At 68.3% G+C, this 14,664-nt stretch carries 17 protein-coding genes; 12 read left to right on the top strand and 5 right to left on the bottom strand.

Features of this window, described 5'->3' with window-relative positions; all coding sequences use genetic code 11:
• Positions 1-17 precede the first annotated feature (17 nt).
• From AC1DNF_RS26435 to AC1DNF_RS26425, 3 genes are read left to right on the top strand one after another with little or no spacing between them, the layout of a single operon-like run.
• Entirely contained in the window at positions 18-698 is a 681-nt protein-coding gene (locus AC1DNF_RS26435) for an amino acid ABC transporter permease (RefSeq protein ID WP_478151620.1), read from the top strand.
• A 2-nt stretch (positions 699-700) separates the two neighbouring features.
• Entirely contained in the window at positions 701-1,369 is a 669-nt protein-coding gene (locus tag AC1DNF_RS26430) for an amino acid ABC transporter permease (RefSeq protein ID WP_478151619.1), read from the top strand.
• A 22-nt stretch (positions 1,370-1,391) separates the two neighbouring features.
• The gene (locus tag AC1DNF_RS26425; protein ID WP_478151618.1) at positions 1,392-2,090 is read left to right on the top strand and encodes a GntR family transcriptional regulator; all 699 of its coding nucleotides are present in this window, start codon (positions 1,392-1,394) and stop codon (positions 2,088-2,090) included.
• A gap of 12 nt (positions 2,091-2,102) precedes the next feature.
• Here AC1DNF_RS26425 and AC1DNF_RS26420 read toward each other — a convergent pair whose 3' ends face one another.
• Positions 2,103-2,558, bottom strand: coding sequence for an Lrp/AsnC family transcriptional regulator (locus AC1DNF_RS26420; RefSeq protein WP_478151617.1), 456 nt, complete (start codon positions 2,556-2,558; stop codon positions 2,103-2,105).
• A 193-nt stretch (positions 2,559-2,751) separates the two neighbouring features.
• Between AC1DNF_RS26420 and AC1DNF_RS26415 the strand changes: the two genes are divergently transcribed.
• Positions 2,752-3,768 carry a 1-aminocyclopropane-1-carboxylate deaminase gene (locus AC1DNF_RS26415; protein WP_478151616.1) on the top strand — a complete coding sequence of 339 codons (1,017 nt, stop codon included), beginning with the start codon at positions 2,752-2,754 and terminating at the stop codon, positions 3,766-3,768.
• A gap of 51 nt (positions 3,769-3,819) precedes the next feature.
• Here the strand turns inward: AC1DNF_RS26415 and AC1DNF_RS26410 are convergent, their stop codons facing one another.
• From AC1DNF_RS26410 to AC1DNF_RS26400, 3 genes are all read right to left on the bottom strand, one after another.
• Positions 3,820-4,515: a dienelactone hydrolase family protein gene (locus tag AC1DNF_RS26410; protein WP_478151615.1), complete on the bottom strand. Its 696-nt coding sequence runs from the start codon at positions 4,513-4,515 to the stop codon at positions 3,820-3,822.
• Positions 4,512-4,979, bottom strand: coding sequence for a LysR substrate-binding domain-containing protein (locus AC1DNF_RS26405; RefSeq protein WP_478151614.1), 468 nt, complete (start codon positions 4,977-4,979; stop codon positions 4,512-4,514). The genes AC1DNF_RS26410 and AC1DNF_RS26405 overlap by 4 nt, the downstream gene beginning before the upstream one ends.
• 167 nt (positions 4,980-5,146) lie before the next feature.
• Positions 5,147-5,911, bottom strand: a complete 765-nt coding sequence (locus AC1DNF_RS26400; RefSeq protein WP_478151613.1) for a GntR family transcriptional regulator — start codon at positions 5,909-5,911, stop codon at positions 5,147-5,149.
• A 98-nt stretch (positions 5,912-6,009) separates the two neighbouring features.
• Between AC1DNF_RS26400 and AC1DNF_RS26395 the strand changes: the two genes are divergently transcribed.
• The 7 genes from AC1DNF_RS26395 to AC1DNF_RS26365 all read left to right on the top strand — a co-directional run bounded on the left by AC1DNF_RS26395 (position 6,010) and on the right by AC1DNF_RS26365 (position 12,298).
• Positions 6,010-6,339 (top strand): NIPSNAP family protein, encoded by a 330-nt coding sequence (locus AC1DNF_RS26395; protein ID WP_478151612.1) that lies wholly within the window; start codon positions 6,010-6,012, stop codon positions 6,337-6,339.
• Positions 6,340-6,349: 10 nt separating this feature from the next.
• Positions 6,350-7,489, top strand: coding sequence for a mandelate racemase/muconate lactonizing enzyme family protein (locus AC1DNF_RS26390; RefSeq protein WP_478151611.1), 1,140 nt, complete (start codon positions 6,350-6,352; stop codon positions 7,487-7,489).
• A 17-nt stretch (positions 7,490-7,506) separates the two neighbouring features.
• On the top strand, positions 7,507-8,487 hold the full coding sequence (locus tag AC1DNF_RS26385; protein WP_478151610.1) for a hydroxyacid dehydrogenase: 981 nt from the start codon (positions 7,507-7,509) through the stop codon (positions 8,485-8,487).
• Positions 8,484-9,641 (top strand): mandelate racemase/muconate lactonizing enzyme family protein, encoded by a 1,158-nt coding sequence (locus AC1DNF_RS26380; RefSeq protein ID WP_478151609.1) that lies wholly within the window; start codon positions 8,484-8,486, stop codon positions 9,639-9,641. Before AC1DNF_RS26385 ends, AC1DNF_RS26380 begins: the two co-directional genes overlap by 4 nt.
• A 55-nt stretch (positions 9,642-9,696) precedes the next feature.
• Positions 9,697-10,695 carry a Bug family tripartite tricarboxylate transporter substrate binding protein gene (locus tag AC1DNF_RS26375; protein ID WP_478151608.1) on the top strand — a complete coding sequence of 333 codons (999 nt, stop codon included), beginning with the start codon at positions 9,697-9,699 and terminating at the stop codon, positions 10,693-10,695.
• A gap of 107 nt (positions 10,696-10,802) precedes the next feature.
• Positions 10,803-11,591: an SDR family NAD(P)-dependent oxidoreductase gene (locus AC1DNF_RS26370; RefSeq protein WP_478151607.1), complete on the top strand. Its 789-nt coding sequence runs from the start codon at positions 10,803-10,805 to the stop codon at positions 11,589-11,591.
• Positions 11,588-12,298 carry an SDR family NAD(P)-dependent oxidoreductase gene (locus AC1DNF_RS26365; RefSeq protein WP_478151606.1) on the top strand — a complete coding sequence of 237 codons (711 nt, stop codon included), beginning with the start codon at positions 11,588-11,590 and terminating at the stop codon, positions 12,296-12,298. Before AC1DNF_RS26370 ends, AC1DNF_RS26365 begins: the two co-directional genes overlap by 4 nt.
• Positions 12,299-12,310: 12 nt before the next feature.
• On the opposite strand, the gene AC1DNF_RS26360 is transcribed toward AC1DNF_RS26365, so the two are convergent.
• On the bottom strand, positions 12,311-12,676 hold the full coding sequence (locus AC1DNF_RS26360; protein WP_478151605.1) for a helicase SNF2: 366 nt from the start codon (positions 12,674-12,676) through the stop codon (positions 12,311-12,313).
• A 170-nt stretch (positions 12,677-12,846) separates the two neighbouring features.
• Between AC1DNF_RS26360 and AC1DNF_RS26355 the strand changes: the two genes are divergently transcribed.
• The gene (locus tag AC1DNF_RS26355) at positions 12,847-14,610 is read left to right on the top strand and encodes an MOSC domain-containing protein (RefSeq protein ID WP_478151604.1); all 1,764 of its coding nucleotides are present in this window, start codon (positions 12,847-12,849) and stop codon (positions 14,608-14,610) included.
• The last annotated feature ends 54 nt before the right edge of the window (positions 14,611-14,664 follow it).

Below are 14,664 nucleotides of genomic sequence, written 5' to 3'. Positions count from 1 at the left end.
CCGGTCGTCGCGACGGCATGAACTACGAATGGGATTTCAGCGGCGTCTGGGAGCACCGCGACATGCTGCTGGCGGGCTTCATCGGCACGCTGAAGATCGCCGCGGTCGCCATCGCGCTGGGCGTCGTGATCGGCGCCTTGCTGGCGGCCCTGCGGCTCTCCGGCAGGGCATGGCTTGCCCGGCCCGCGCTGTGGATCATCGAGTTCTACCGCAACACGCCGCCGCTGGTGCACTTCTTCTGGGCCTTCTATGCGCTGCCGGTGCTCATCGGCGTCAGCCTCGACCCCTACGTGGCGGCCGTCATCGCGCTGTCGACCCAGTCCGGCGCCTTCTTCGCCGAGGTCTTCCGCGGCGGGCTGGTCTCGATCGAGCGCGGCCAATGGGAGGCCGCGCGCGCCATCGGGATGCGCTCGCGCCAGGCCCTGCGCCGCGTCATCCTGCCGCAGGCCATGGCACGCATGCTGCCGCCCTTTCTGGAGCGCTCCTTCGAACTCATCAAGACCACGGCACTCGCCTCCACCCTCGCCTATTCGGACCTGCTCTACCAGGCCATGCAGCTCAATTCCATGACCTTCCGGCCGCTGGAGGTCTACACCGTGGTCGCGGCGATCTTCTTCTTCACGCTGCTGCTGCTCAGCATGTTGGCTCGGCTGCTCGAACATCGGCTCGCCGTATCGACACGGACCGCAGAGGCCTGACGATGGAATTCAGCTGGGATTTTTCCTCCGTGCTGCAGAACTGGCCCGTGCTGCTCAAGGGCGTGGGCGTCACGGCCGGCCTGTGGGCGATCGCCTTTCCCTGCGCCATGCTCATCGGCCTGCTGATCGCGCTGGGCGCGCGCTCAGGCAGCCGCGCCGTCGGCGCCGCCACGCGCGGCTACATGGAGCTGTTTCGCAACATTCCGATCCTCATCCAGCTCGTGTGGTTCTTCTATGCCTTCCCCATCCTCACCGGCTGGCAGCTGAGCCCCTTCGTCGCCGCGCTGCTCGCCCTCACGCTCAATGCCTCGGCCTACTGCTCCGAGATCTTCCGCGGCGGCATCGCCTCGCTGCCGCCCGGCCAGTGGGAGGGCGCGCGCGCACTCGGCATGCGGCGCGCGCAGGTGCTGCGCCGAGTCGTGCTGCCGCAAGTGCTCAAGCGCATGCTGCCCGCCTTCACCAACCGCGGCATCGAGCTGGCAAAGAACACCTCCATCGCCTCCGTCATCGCGGTGCACGAACTCATGTACCAGGGCCGCGCGCTCAGCGCCGCCTTCTACCGGCCGCTCGAGATACTCACCGCCGTCGCCGTGGTGTACTTCGTTCTCATCTATCCGGGCGCCTTCGTGGCGAGCCGCATCGAAAAACGCCTCGCCCTGCGCGGCCATTGACACCGCAACGAAAGCCGCAGCGATGAAAAGCCTTCCCGACTTCGCGCCCGCACCTTCCGCCACCCGGCGCGACTACGTGGCCCAGACCCTGCGCAGCGCCATCCTCAGCGGCAAGATCGCGCCCGGCACGCAACTGGTCGAAAGCCATTTCTCGACCCAGTTCGGCGTCAGCCGCGGTCTGCTGCGCGAGGCCATCCGGGAACTCATCGAAACCGGCCTGCTCGTCAACCGTCCTTATGCCGGCACCTACGTGACCGACATCACGGAGGAGACCATGAGCGACGTTTACGAAGTGCGCCGCATCATGGAGAAGCAGGCCTTCATCCGCCTCTGGCCGCTGCGCGACGAAGCCTTCCGCGCCGAGATGAGCGCGCGCTACGAGGCGCTGGCCGAAGCCGCCGCCAGCCGCGAGCTCAACCGCGAGAGCGTGGCCGAGGCGCATTTCCACGGCCTCGTCTACGAGCGCTGCGGCAACAAGCTGCTGCTCGACATCTGGCGCCAGCTCACGCAGAAGATCCAGCTGGGCTTCGCCATCTGCCACCTGACGCACGCGCCCAAGCCGGACTTTGCGGAGAACCACCACCTGTTCCTCACGCTGGCCATCGGGGACGACCTCGACGCGCTGCTCAAGGAACTCGATGCGCACCTGCTGCGCGGCCTGGGGACCATCCGGCACGCGCTGCGCGATACGGCCGAACGCGCCGAGGGGCTGAAGGGCTGAATCGCCGAGGGCTCACAGCGGAATCTCCGTCGTCGACAGCACCTGCTTGAGCACCATGAACGAACGGATCTGCCGCACACCCGGCAGATAGAGCAACTGCTCGGCGTGGAGCCGGTTGAAGCTCTCGCTGTCCTGCGTGCGCACCAGCATGAAGTAGTCGAACTCGCCGGTCACGACATGGCACTCCATGCAGCCGGAGATCTTCACCGCCGCCTTTTCGAACGCGGTGAAGGACTCGGGCGTGGAGCGGTCGAGCACCACGCCGATCATCACCAGCATCCCGGCGCCGAGCGCCTTCGGGTTCAGCAGCGCGACCGTGGCCTGGATCAGCCCCGCGCGCTTCAGGCGCTCGACCCGGCGCAGGCAGGCCGGCGCGCTCAGGTGCACCTTCGCGGCCAGTGCCACATTGGAGACCGAGGCATCGCGCTGCAGCGCACGAAGGATCGCCTTGTCGGTGCGATCGAGCATGGCCACGGGCGCCGTCTCGGCTTGCGCCGTACCACGAACTTTTGTTGCTCTTTGCTGCGCCATCGTGCAATGAAACCCTATTCGAAGAAGAAATCGACGCGAGATGGTGCGCGAGGCCTGCGATTTTCGCAAGCACATGAGGCGAGCCTCTTCCTACCATTGCCTCATCGTCCCAATGGAAGGAATACCTCGCATGAACCTCGATCGCTTTCCCCGTTATCCCCTGACCTTCGGCCCCACGCCCATCCAGCCCCTGAAGCGCCTGAGCGCGCACCTGGGCGGCAAGGTCGAGCTCTATGCCAAGCGCGAGGACTGCAACAGCGGCCTCGCCTTCGGCGGCAACAAGACGCGCAAGCTCGAGTACCTGATCCCCGACGCGCTCGCGCAGGGCTGCGACACGCTGGTGTCCATCGGCGGCATCCAGTCGAACCAGACGCGCCAGGTCGCGGCCGTGGCGGCGCACCTGGGGATGAAATGCGTGCTGGTGCAGGAGAACTGGGTCAACTATTCCGATGCCGTGTACGACCGCGTGGGCAACATCGAGATGTCGCGCATCCTGGGCGCCGAGGTGCGCCTGGACGCGGCTGGCTTCGACATCGGCATCCGCCCGAGCTGGGAGCAGGCCATGGAGGATGTGCGCAAGGCCGGCGGCAAGCCCTTCCCGATCCCGGCGGGCTGCTCCGAGCATCCCTACGGCGGCCTGGGCTTCGTCGGCTTTGCCGAGGAGGTGCGGGCGCAGGAGGCGGCGCTCGGCTTCAAGTTCGACTACGTCGTCGTGTGCTCAGTCACGGGCAGCACGCAGGCCGGCATGGTGGTCGGCTTCGCGGCCGACGGGCGCGCGCAGCGCGTGATCGGCATCGACGCCTCGGCCAGGCCCGAGAAGACCCATGCGCAGATCCTGCGCATCGCGCGCAGCACCGCCGAGCTGGTGGGACTGGGCCGCGACATCACGGAAAAGGACGTGGTGCTCGACGCGCGCTACGGCGGGCCCGAATACGGTTTGCCGAACGAGGGAACGCTGGACGCCATCCGCCTGTGCGCGCGGCAGGAAGGCATGCTGACCGACCCGGTGTACGAGGGCAAGTCGATGCACGGCATGATCGACATGGTGCGCCGCGGCGAGTTTCCCGCCGGCAGCAAGGTGCTGTATGCGCACCTGGGCGGGGTGCCCGCGCTCAACGCGTACAGCTTCCTCTTCAGGAACGGCTGAGCTGAACGGGGCGACTGTCCCACCGCGTGCGGAAGATCCCGTCGCGCGGTCCTACTTCAAGTGAAGCTTGAAGAAATCAGCCGTCCTGCCGTTGGCAAGCGTCGCGGCGGCGGCGTTGTAGTGAGCGCCCCTGTGTCGCGCGAAGGCGTGACTGCAGCCAGGGTAGCTGTGGATCTGCACATTCGGCAGGTCCTTGAGCGCGGCCTTGATCTTCTGCTGCGCGTCCTTCGAGATGTACTCATCCTCCTCGCCCAGATGCATCATCAGCGGCGTGGCGAGCGCCTTCGCCTCGGCCAGGTGCTGATCGGTGCTCCCGCCGTAGTACGCGACCGCCGCATCGGCGCCGTGACGGCATGCGGTGAGGAAGGTCATGAGCCCGCCCAGACAGAAGCCCACCAGGCCGACCTTGCCCGACGCACCGTCGAGGCCTTGCGCCGCCTTCATGGTCGCCGCGATGTCCGCCACGCCGGTCTCGATGTTGAATGCCGTGTAGAGCGCGAAGCCCTTCTTCCACTCCGCCTCCGACCGGTCCGACAGATCGACGCCCGGCTCCATGCGCCAGAACAGGTCGGGAGAGACCGCGATATAGCCTTGCGCCGCGAGTTCGTCGCAGGTCTGTCGCAAGTCGGCATTGACGCCGAAGATTTCCTGGATGACCACGATGGAAGCCGCCGGCACCGAGGCCGGGCGCGCGACGTAGGCCTGGAAGCTTCCGTCGGGTGTGTGGACGGTCAGTGATTCGCTCATGATGGCTCCTTGAGTTTCGGGCTGAGGGAAGCTTCGGATCGTCTCACCGATCGGCCGCGCAGGCATCCCCCGGAGGACAGCCCCGACCGTCCGATGCGCGCTGGCGGCCACGCACAGGTTGGGTCGCAAGGCCCGCCATTCCTCGCGACGCGGCCTCTCGACGACCGCGCGCCTTGTGCGCTGCGAAGCCCCGTCTGCGCGTGACTGCCGCAGAGCTGCGCGGCCCAGTCGACGAACACACGCACCTTCGCGCTCAGATGCCGGTTCGGCGGATAGACCGCGTGCACCGACAGCGGCTCCCGCGTCCAGTCCGGCAACACCTCCATCATCCGGCCGCTCTCCAGGAATGGCTGGGCGATGAAGGCCACCATCTGCGCCACGCCCAGCCCCGCGAGGACCGCGATCGTGAGCGCATTGCTCTCATTGACCGCGACCTTGTAGGGCGCCGCGACTTCTTCGCGCATGCCGTCATATCTTGCGTTCCCAGCCTTGGGTCACGACAGCGCCCGCGCCAGCAGATCGGCCGCGGCGTTGCTCCCCGGTTCGGCGTTCGGCCGCGCGAGCCAGCGATATTTCCGTCGGACGCCGCATGCACGCCGAGTGAGGGCGCGCGCACCGCTTCGCCGCAGCTTCAGTAATTGCCCAGAACCAGCTTGCGCGGGTTCGGCGGGATATAGAGCGCCTGGAAGTACACCGGGTCGCCGCGACGGTCCGAGGCCGCGATCTCCAGCACCGCGCCCGTCGACTTGCGCGGCAGCTTCAGCGCCTTGCATGCCGCGGGCGGCAGCTCCGTGATGGCCAGCTTCTCCGCGAAACGCGTGGCCGGCCGGTTGTACTCGCGCGCGAGAAGGTCCTTGAGATTCACCCCGCTCAGTTGCTTGAGCGGCATGTCGTGCAGCTGCGGGAACGCGCCCGCCGGCAGCCAGGCCAGCGTGTAGACATCGAACTCGTTGCCGATCGAGAAGATCCGCTCGATGCACAGGTGGTTGTCGCCAGAGAGGTGATCGCGCCACGGCCCCGGCCCCGAGACCAGCGTCCGCCCCAGCGCGTGCGAATAGATCGGCAGCGTCTCGCCGGTCGCCTCGTCGATGAAGCGGCAATGCTGGAAGGGCGCCTTCATCGGCGACTCCTTGCCGCCCACGAAAGTCCCCGCGCCCTGGCGGCGCACCAGCATGCCGTCGGCGACGAGCAGGTTGAGCGCCTTCTGCACGGTGCCCAGGCTGAAGCCGCTCATCTGCACCAGCGCCTCCTCGGGCGGCAGGCGGTCGCCCTCCGCGGGCGCGCCGTCCCGGATGGCGCAGGCGATCGATTCGCGCAACTGGAGGTACTTGGGCAGGCCCTGCTCAGCCCGCTTCAGCAAGGGCGCAAGCCAGTTGTCGTTGGGTGTCTTGGTCATGAAAAGGTAACAGCCGCCCCCGGACCGTTGACACGTCCGGAGCGAACTCTACAATGCGATTGCTATATAGGACTATAGCAATTTAACGGAGACAAAAAGTGATCGTCGAGCAACGAGTCTATACGTGCCATTGCGGCAAGAGCGGCCTCTACGTGCGCATGTACGAGGAGGAAGGGCTCGCGATCCAGCGCCCCATCCTCGGCCATCTGCTGGGGTACTTCACCTCCGACATCGGCACGCTGAACCAGGTCGTGCATCTGTGGGCCTACGAGGACCTGGCCGACCGCGCCGCGCGCCGCGCGCGCCTGCTCAGCGACCCCGCCTGGAAGACCTACGCCGCCAAGGTCCAGCCGCTGGTGCTCGAGCAGCACAACGCCATCCTCACGCCAGCGCCTTTTTCCCCCTGGGCCCACAAGCCCGCCTACTGAGAGTCAAAGCATGAAGATCAAGGACGTCATCACCCACCAGCTGCTCGTCAACGTCGACGAGCCCTTCACCTCCTCGCGCGGCTGGATCTACAAGACCAAGGGCGCGCTCGTCGTCGAGATCGTCACCGACGAAGGCATCGTCGGCTGGGGCGACTGCTACGGGCCCGCGGCGGTCAACAAGGCCATCGTCGACAGCGTCCTCAAGGCCAATCTCATCGGGCGCGATCCCTTCGACGTCGAGGTGATCTGGGAAGAGCTCTACAACAAGGTCAAGGACTACGGCCTCACCGGCATGACCATCTCGGCCATCAGCGGCGTCGACATAGCGCTGTGGGACATCATAGGCAAGGCCGTCGACAAGCCGATCCACAAGCTCATCGGCGGCGCCTTCCGCACCAAGCTGCAGGCCTACGCGACCGGTCTCTACTTCAAGGACATGAACCGCCTCAACGAGCAGGCGGTCGAAGAAGCCAGCGGCTACGTCGAGCAGGGCTTCAAGGCGATCAAGATGAAGATCGGCCTGGGCTCCCTCACCCGTGACATCGACCGCGTGGCGGCCGTGCGCGACGCCATCGGCCGCGACATCCAGCTCATGGTCGACGCCAACCACTGCTACACCGTGCCGCAGGCCATCTCCATCGGCCGCGAACTCCAGAAGCTCGACGTCCACTGGTTCGAGGAGCCGATCTCGCCGGAAGACCTGGACGGCTACGTCGAAGTCACGCGCAAGCTGGACATGGCCATCGCCGGCGGCGAGAACGAGTTCACCAAGTTCAGCTTCCGCCGCATCCTGGAGAGGCGCGCGATGGACATCGTGCAGCCCGACGTCTGCGCCGCCGGCGGCATCACCGAGTGCAAGAAGATCGCGGCCCTGGCGCAGGCGCAGGCCGTGCAATGCGTCCCCCACGCCTGGGGCACCGCCATCGGCCTGGCGGCCACCATGCACTTCCTGGCCTCGCTGCCGCACACCCCGCCCTGCCTGGTCCCCGTGCCGCCCATGCTGGAGTACGAACAGACCTTCAACCCCTTCCGCGACGAGCTCAGCAGCGCCAGGCTCACGCACACCGGCGGCATTGTCGAGGTGCCGAACGGCCCGGGCCTTGGCATCGACATCGACCGCTCGGTGCTTGCCAGGTACCGCGTCGCATGAGCACGAGAGAGACCGCGATGAAACACCTGCCCACCGTGCTGTGCACGCTGCCGATGGACCCCGCCGGCGACGCCCTGCTCGCCGGCGTCGCGCGCATCGTGGTGGCACCCGACACCCAGGCCGACACCTTCCGGCGCATGGTCGGCGACGCCGACTACCTGCTGGTTCGCAACCACCTGCCCGCGGACCTGCTCGATCGACCGCACCGCCTCAAGGGCATCGTGCGCAACGGCGTCGGCCTGGACATGATCCCGGTCGAAGCCGCCACCGCGCAATCGATCCCGGTGGCCAACGTGCCTGGCGCGAACGCGCAAGCCGTGGCCGAGTACTGCGCCGGCGCCATGCTGGAGCTGGCCCGCCGCTTCGGCGCCTTCGACAACCGGCTGCGCGCCGAGGGCTGGCCCGTCGCACGCGCCCTTTCGACCTCGACCTTCGAGCTCTCCGGGCGCACGCTCGGCATCGTGGGCGTCGGCAACGTGGGCCAGCGCCTCGCGCACATCGCGCACTTCGGCTTCGGCATGAAGGTGCTGGGCTACCAGCCTCACGAGGCCGGCCTGCCGACCCACGTCCGCGGCATGCCGCTGGACGAACTCCTCGCAGCCAGTGACTTCGTGTCCCTTCACTGCCCCCTGACGGCCGCCACACGGCATCTCATGGACGAGCGCCGCCTCGCGCTGATGAAGCCGAGCGCGTATCTGCTCAATGCCGCCCGCGGCGAAGTGGCCGACGAGGCCGCATTGGCGCAGGCCCTGCGCACCCGCGCCATCGCCGGCGCGGCGGTCGACGTCTACGCCGAACAACCCCTGCGGCCCGGCCACCCCTTCCTCTCGCTGGACAACATCCTCCTCACGCCGCACGTTGCAGCGCTGACCGAGGAGAGCTCGCGTGCCATGAGCACAGGCGCCGCGCTGCAGATCCTGCAGCTGATCGCGGGGCAGCGCCCCACCCACCTCGTCAATCCCGAGACCTGGCCGTCCGCGCAAGAGGCGGCGGCATGACCGGCGCGGCGGCAGGCAACGGGCTGAAGATCGCCCGCATCGAAGGCATCGCCACCTCCTTTCCCGTCAAACAGGGCGTGACACTGGGCATCGGCCGCGCCGTCAAGCGCGACGCGCTGATCGTCAAGGTCAGCACCGAAGACGGCCTGGTCGGCTGGGGCGAATCGCACCATGGCCGCTGCCCCGGCGCCATCGCGCAACTCATCAACACAACCCTGCGCCAGCTCGTGGTGGGCATGGACGCGAGCGACGTCGTGGGCGTCTGGAACCGCATCTACCAGCGCCAGCTCGCAAGCCACGGCATGGGCACCGCCTGCGCCCTGGCCATGAGCGGCATCGACCAGGCGCTGTGGGACATCCGCGGCAAGGCGGTGGGCTGGCCCGTGTGGCGCCTGCTCGGCGGCAGCAGGAAGCCCATCGCAGCTTATGCCGGCGGCATCTCCCTCGGCTTCCAGCCGCCCGCCGAGCTGGTCGACGAAGTGGCCCGGCTGCGCGAGCGCGGCTACCGCACCGTCAAGCTGCGCTTCGGCGATACCGCGCGCAAGGATGTGGAGCGTCTCGAGGCCGTGCGGCGGGCCCATCCGGAGCTCGGCATCATGGTCGACGCCAACACCGGCTATCGCGCGCAGGACGTGCGGCGCGTCATGCCCGCGCTCGTGGAACACGACGTGCTCTGGCTCGAGGAGCCCTTCGCCCCTCAGGAGGTCCGCAGCTACCGCGACGCCGCCGCCCTGGGCGGCGTGCCGCTGGCCGCCGGCGAGAACCACTACACCCGCTTCGAGTTCAACCGCCTCATTGCCGAAGGCCACGTGCAGGTGCTGCAGCCCGACCTGTCGAAGACCGGCGGCATCACCGAGGGCCTGCGCATCGCGGCCATGGCCTCCGCCGAACGGCTCGCCATCCATCCGCACACCTCCGCCAGCGGCCTGAACATGGCGGCGAGCATCCACATGCTCGCGTCCATCGACAACCCCGGCTTCTTCGAGGCCGACGCCGCGAAGGAGAACCTCTTTCGCGACCTGCTCACCACCCGCGCCGACAGCCTGGACGCGGAGGGCTGCGTGCTGCCCGGCGACAAGCCGGGCCTGGGCATCGAGGTCGACGAAGACTTCCTCGCCGCCCACCCGGTGATCGAAGGGCCCGCCTACGTCTGAAGCCCATTCTCGATTCCGCCCCCAACCCAAACCCGAACCCTGAAGGAGACAAGCAATGAGAACCACAAGAAGAAGGAACGTTCTGAAGAGCGCCGTGCTCGCCGCGATCACCGTCGCCGCGGGTGCGCCCATCACTTGGACCCATGCGGCCACCGGCTTTCCCACCAAGCCGATCCACATCATCGTGCCCTACGTGCCGGGCGGCACCACCGACCTGCTCGCCCGCGCCGTGGGGCAGGAACTCAGCCAGCGCCTCGGGCAGCCGGTGATCGTGGACAACCGCCCCGGCGTCAACGGCATGATCGGCGCCGATGCCGTCGCCAAGGCCCCACCCGACGGCTACACCCTCGGCATCGCATCGCCCGGCACCCACGCGGCCAACGCGTCGCTCTACAAGAACGTCACCTACGACACGCTGAAGGACTTCACGCCCATCACGCTCGCTGTCTCCGCGCCCATGCTGCTGGTCGCGAACCCGTCGCTGGGCGCGAAGAACGTGAAGGAGGTGATTGCCGCGGCCAAGGCCAACCCGGGCGCCATCGCCTACGCGTCCGGCGGCAGCGGGTCTTCGCAGCACCTGGCAATGGAGCAGTTCATCCACATGGCGGGCATCCAGATGACGCACGTGCCCTACAAGGGCTCGTCCAACTCATACACCGACCTGCTGGGCGGGCGCGTGAAGCTGGAGTTCGACGTCCTGCCGACCTCCCTCCCGCACGTGCAGAGCGGCAAGCTCGTGGCCCTGGCGACCGCCTCGGCGAAGCGGCTGCCGCAGCTGCCGGACGTGCCGACGGTCGCCGAGTCCGGCGTGCCGGGCTATGAGGCGACCTCGTGGTACGGCTTCGTCGGCCCCGCCAACATGCCCAAGGACATCCTGGACAAGCTCAACGGAGAGATTGTGCGCGCGCTCCGGCAGCCCAAGGTTGCCGAGACATTGACGAAGGCTGGCGTGATCATCGTCGCCAGCACCCCCGCGGAGTTCAGCGAGCACATCAAGGCCGAGACCTTGAAAGCCCGCAAGGTGATCGAGGAAGCGGGCATCAAGCCGGACTGAGCCGACCGAAGAGAGCGTGATATTCCGACAGATTCCGAACTGGAGTTGCCCATCGCACGGCCCTAGAGTTCCGGCACCTGCCGAACGAACAAACGAGGGAGCGCGCCATGCAACCGATCTTCAGCTCCGTCCCGCGGCCCTTGCCTCCCACCGAGACCGATCTGCGAAGCGCGCGCTTCCCCGGGCTGGCCGGCCGCACCGCCTTCGTGACGGGACACCGCGGCGGCATCGGCACGGCCATCGCGGGCGTTCTCGAATGCAATGGTTGCCGCGTCGTCGGACTGGACATGCCCGAGGTCGATCTGGAGGATATCGACCGGCTGGAGGCCGTCGCGGCCCGGCTGGTGCAGGCGCACGGCGCGCCGCGCATCCTCGTCAACTGCGCCGGCACCACCATCGTCGGCGACATCGTCGAGACCGAGCTGCCGCAGCTGCAACGCGTGTTCGCCATCAACTTCTTCGCGCCCTTCCTGCTCATGAAGTCGCTGATCCCCCCGATGGCGGGCGCCGGCGGCGGCGCCATCGTCAACATCGCCTCCGATCAGGCCCTGATCGGCAAGCCCGTCGCCGCCGCCTACGGCGCCAGCAAGGCCGCGCTCGCGCAACTCTCGCGCAGCGCCGCCATCGACTGGAGCCCGTACAACATCCGGGTCAACTGCATCGCGCCGGGCAGCACCGACACGGCGATGCTGCGCGAGGTCATGGCCGAACTGGAGCGGCGGCGCACGCAGTCGCCCGCCGATGGCAGGCGGAGCCTGATGCCGCGCGCGGCCCCCATCGGGCGCCTGGCACAGCCGATCGAGATCGCCGCGGCGGTGGCCTTCCTGGCGTCGGATGCCGCATCCTTCATTGCCGGCGTCGTGTTTCCCGTCGATGGCGGAGTGACTGCCGCATGAAGATCGCCGTCGTGACGGGCGGCACCCGCGGCATCGGCCGCGCCGTCTGTGCCGCGCTGGGCGATGCTCGGCGAAGGGTGTACGCGCTGGGCCGAACGCAGCCCACGCAGCCTCTGCCCCTTCACACCCGCTTAGTGGCCTGCGACGTTTCGAGTCACGCCAGCGTCCAGTCGGCCTTCCAGGCCATCGGCGCCGAGGCCGGCCGCATCGATGTGCTGGCGAACAACGCGGGCATCGCGGGCACGGACCGGCTCGACGACCTCGAGGACCGGGGGTGGGAACAGATCATCGAGACCAACCTCGACGGCGCCAACCGCTGCACGAAGGCGGCCCTGCCCTTCTTCGCGCGCAGCGGCGGGCGAGTGGTGTTCGTCTCCAGCGTGCTCGGCCTGCGCGGCGCGCCCGACCAGATCGCCTACACCGCGGCCAAGCACGGCACCATCGGCCTCGCACGTGCCTTCGCACTGGCGCTGGCCTCGCGCGGCATCACTTCGAATGCGGTGTGCCCGGGCTGGGTCGATACCGGCATGGCAAGGCAGCGCTTCGCCGACCTCGGCATCGACGAAGGCGCGGCGCGTGCCGCCGTGCCCACCGGCGCCATCGCGACGCCCGAGGAGATCGCCGCGGCCGTCGCCTACCTGGTGGGCGAGGCCGCGCGAAACATCACGGGTCAGTTCCTGGTCATCGACGGCGGCAGCAGCGCCTAGCGTGACGAGGACTCAATAGGCCGCACGGCGCACGTTGATGCGGGCGAACGCGCCGCCGGCCGAACGCGGCGTGTTGCCGCCGAAGGCGCCGTCGCCGTCGCCATAGACATTGCCGGCACGTGCCATCGCGACAGCCTCGTTGCGCACCGTGGAGCGATCGACAGCGCTGGCGAACACCGTCGGCGCACCGGCGGTCGCGCCTTCGGCATAGGCGTCGGGACTGTGCGCCGCGGCCACGGCCTGCGAGCTCACCGCCGCGCGGCTGGCGGAAGAATGGAACTGCAGCACGCCTTCATACTCCTCGGCGCTCGCGCCCAGCGCGAAGACGGAGAGAGCGGACGTGACGGCGGCGAGGGTCAGGAGCTTGCGGGTGTTCATGGCGGATTTCCTTCCAAAGGGGTTCAACGGGATATCGGCTTCAACCCGGCTCATGCGGGTGGGGTGGCGATGGATGAATTACATCGGGCCGGTGTATCCGCGGTATGTCGAGCAGAGTCACATTTGAAATCCCTTGTATTTCGCCTGCAATCAGACACAGTGGCATACACATGAGCAGCGTCGTTTCGGTCAACGTCGGCCTTCCACGGGATGTCCCGTGGAAGGGCAGGACCGTGCGCACCGCCGTCTGGAAGACGCCCGTCGCCGGCCGCGTGCTCGCCCGGCGCCTGAACCTCGAGGGCGACGGCCAGGCGGACCTTCAAGGCCACGGCGGCGAGCAACGGGCCGTGATGGTCTACCAGCTCGACTCCTACCGCCACTGGGCGCAACACCTCCATTGTTCGGAAAACGCATACGGCCAGTTCGGCGAGAACCTGACCGTAGACGGCCTCGCGGATGACGAGGTGTGCATCGGCGACCGCTACCGCATCGGCGCGGCGGCCTTCGAGGTGAGCCAGCCGCGCGTGACCTGCTACAGGGTCGGCATCCGGATGAACAACCCCGAGCTGCCCGCGCTGCTCGTGGCCCATGGGCGCCCCGGCTTCTACATGCGCGTGATCCAGGAAGGCGAGATCGGCGCCGGCGACGAGATCGTCAAGATCGCCGACGGACCGGAGCGCATGAGCGTCGCCGACGTCGACGCCCTGCTCTACCGATCGGCGCATCCCGCCGAACAATTGCGGCGCGCGCTGCGCATCGACGCGCTCAGCCCTGGATGGCGCAGCTCCTTCGAGGCACTGCTCAAGGCCTCGGCCGATGGCAAGGCCCAGGGCAACGCGGGCCTGACCGGGGCGCCCGCCGAGACGCTGGCATGGCCCGGCTTCCGCCCGCTGCGCATCGTCTCCACCCGCCAGGAGAGCGAGGACGTCAGGTCCTACGTGCTGGCGGCAGCCGACGGCTCGCGCCTGCCGGCGGCGCAGGCGGGGCAGCACGTGGTGATCAGGCCCGCGCCGCCGCCGGGCGCGCCGGCCCTGACGCGCATCTACTCCCTGTCCGGCAATCCCGGCGCGGCGACCTACCGCATCAGCATCAAGCGCGAAGGCGAAGGCTCGGCCAGCGAGCGCTTCCACCGGCTCGCGCGCGTCGGCGACATGGTCGACGTCAGCGCGCCGCGGGGGAGCTTCTGCCTCCAGCCGGACCGGCGGCCGGTGGTGCTCATGAGTGCGGGCGTGGGCGTGACCCCAGTGCTCGCGATGCTCTACAGCCTGGCGGCGACCGACAGCGCCTCGCCCCGGCCCGTCTGGTGGCTCCACGGCGCCAGGGATGGTCTGCATCATTCGTTTCGCGACGAGGCGGCGCAGCTGGTGGCCGCACTGGCGCAGGGCCGCAAGCACGTGGCCTACAGCCAGCCGGGCGCCACCGACAGGCTGGGGCAGGACTTCGACAGCCAGGGCCATCTGGATACCCCTCTCCTCGATCGCCTGGGCGTGCCCGCCGACGCCGACTTCTACCTCTGCGGCCCGGAGCGCTTCCTGAGCGATCTGGACCTCGCGCTTCGACAGTGGGGCATCGCGCCTTCCTGCCTCCACGCGGAGGTGTTCGGCGCCGGTACACCCCAGACCCCCGGCCTGCAAGAAGACAGGGGGCCGGTCCATCCACCCGCGGGCGAGCCCGGAACGGGTGCGCTCGTGACCTTCGTGAGAAGCGGCCTGGCCGTGCGCTGGGGCACGCGCTTCCAGAGCCTGCTCGAACTCGCGGAGGCCTGCGAGGTGCCCGCGAGCTGGTCATGCCGCACCGGCGTGTGCCACATGTGCGAGTCGGCACTCATCGACGGCAATGTCAGCTACTCGCCCGAGCCGCTGGACGCGCCCGCCGAAGGACGGGTGCTGATCTGCTGCGCGAGGCCCGACTCCGACATCCAATTGGACCTGTGATCCCGATGGACGGGGTTCGGGCCCTCAGGCGGCGGCGAGCGTCGCGTCCCATTG

This window comes from Variovorax sp. 01T432, assembly GCF_056398605.1.
The sequence above is the reverse complement of the archived record's forward strand: the minus strand, read 5'-3'. Positions and strand labels throughout refer to the sequence as shown.

Bases quoted from the DNA above. Each gene is read 5' to 3' on its own strand.
- AC1DNF_RS26355 (WP_478151604.1), top strand. From the start codon at position 12,847: ATGAGCAGCGTCGTTTCGGTCAACGTCGGCCTTCCACGGGATGTCCCG.
- AC1DNF_RS26385 (WP_478151610.1), top strand. From the start codon at position 7,507: ATGAAACACCTGCCCACCGTGCTGTGCACGCTGCCGATGGACCCCGCC.
- AC1DNF_RS26415 (WP_478151616.1), top strand. From the start codon at position 2,752: ATGAACCTCGATCGCTTTCCCCGTTATCCCCTGACCTTCGGCCCCACG.
- AC1DNF_RS26375 (WP_478151608.1), top strand. From the start codon at position 9,697: ATGAGAACCACAAGAAGAAGGAACGTTCTGAAGAGCGCCGTGCTCGCC.
- AC1DNF_RS26405 (WP_478151614.1), bottom strand. From the start codon at position 4,979: ATGCGCGAAGAAGTCGCGGCGCCCTACAAGGTCGCGGTCAATGAGAGC.
- AC1DNF_RS26410 (WP_478151615.1), bottom strand. From the start codon at position 4,515: ATGAGCGAATCACTGACCGTCCACACACCCGACGGAAGCTTCCAGGCC.
- AC1DNF_RS26370 (WP_478151607.1), top strand. From the start codon at position 10,803: ATGCAACCGATCTTCAGCTCCGTCCCGCGGCCCTTGCCTCCCACCGAG.
- AC1DNF_RS26360 (WP_478151605.1), bottom strand. From the start codon at position 12,676: ATGAACACCCGCAAGCTCCTGACCCTCGCCGCCGTCACGTCCGCTCTC.
- AC1DNF_RS26430 (WP_478151619.1), top strand. From the start codon at position 701: ATGGAATTCAGCTGGGATTTTTCCTCCGTGCTGCAGAACTGGCCCGTG.
- AC1DNF_RS26425 (WP_478151618.1), top strand. From the start codon at position 1,392: ATGAAAAGCCTTCCCGACTTCGCGCCCGCACCTTCCGCCACCCGGCGC.
- AC1DNF_RS26390 (WP_478151611.1), top strand. From the start codon at position 6,350: ATGAAGATCAAGGACGTCATCACCCACCAGCTGCTCGTCAACGTCGAC.
- AC1DNF_RS26365 (WP_478151606.1), top strand. From the start codon at position 11,588: ATGAAGATCGCCGTCGTGACGGGCGGCACCCGCGGCATCGGCCGCGCC.
- AC1DNF_RS26435 (WP_478151620.1), top strand. From the start codon at position 18: ATGAACTACGAATGGGATTTCAGCGGCGTCTGGGAGCACCGCGACATG.
- AC1DNF_RS26380 (WP_478151609.1), top strand. From the start codon at position 8,484: ATGACCGGCGCGGCGGCAGGCAACGGGCTGAAGATCGCCCGCATCGAA.
- AC1DNF_RS26420 (WP_478151617.1), bottom strand. From the start codon at position 2,558: ATGCTCGATCGCACCGACAAGGCGATCCTTCGTGCGCTGCAGCGCGAT.
- AC1DNF_RS26400 (WP_478151613.1), bottom strand. From the start codon at position 5,911: ATGACCAAGACACCCAACGACAACTGGCTTGCGCCCTTGCTGAAGCGG.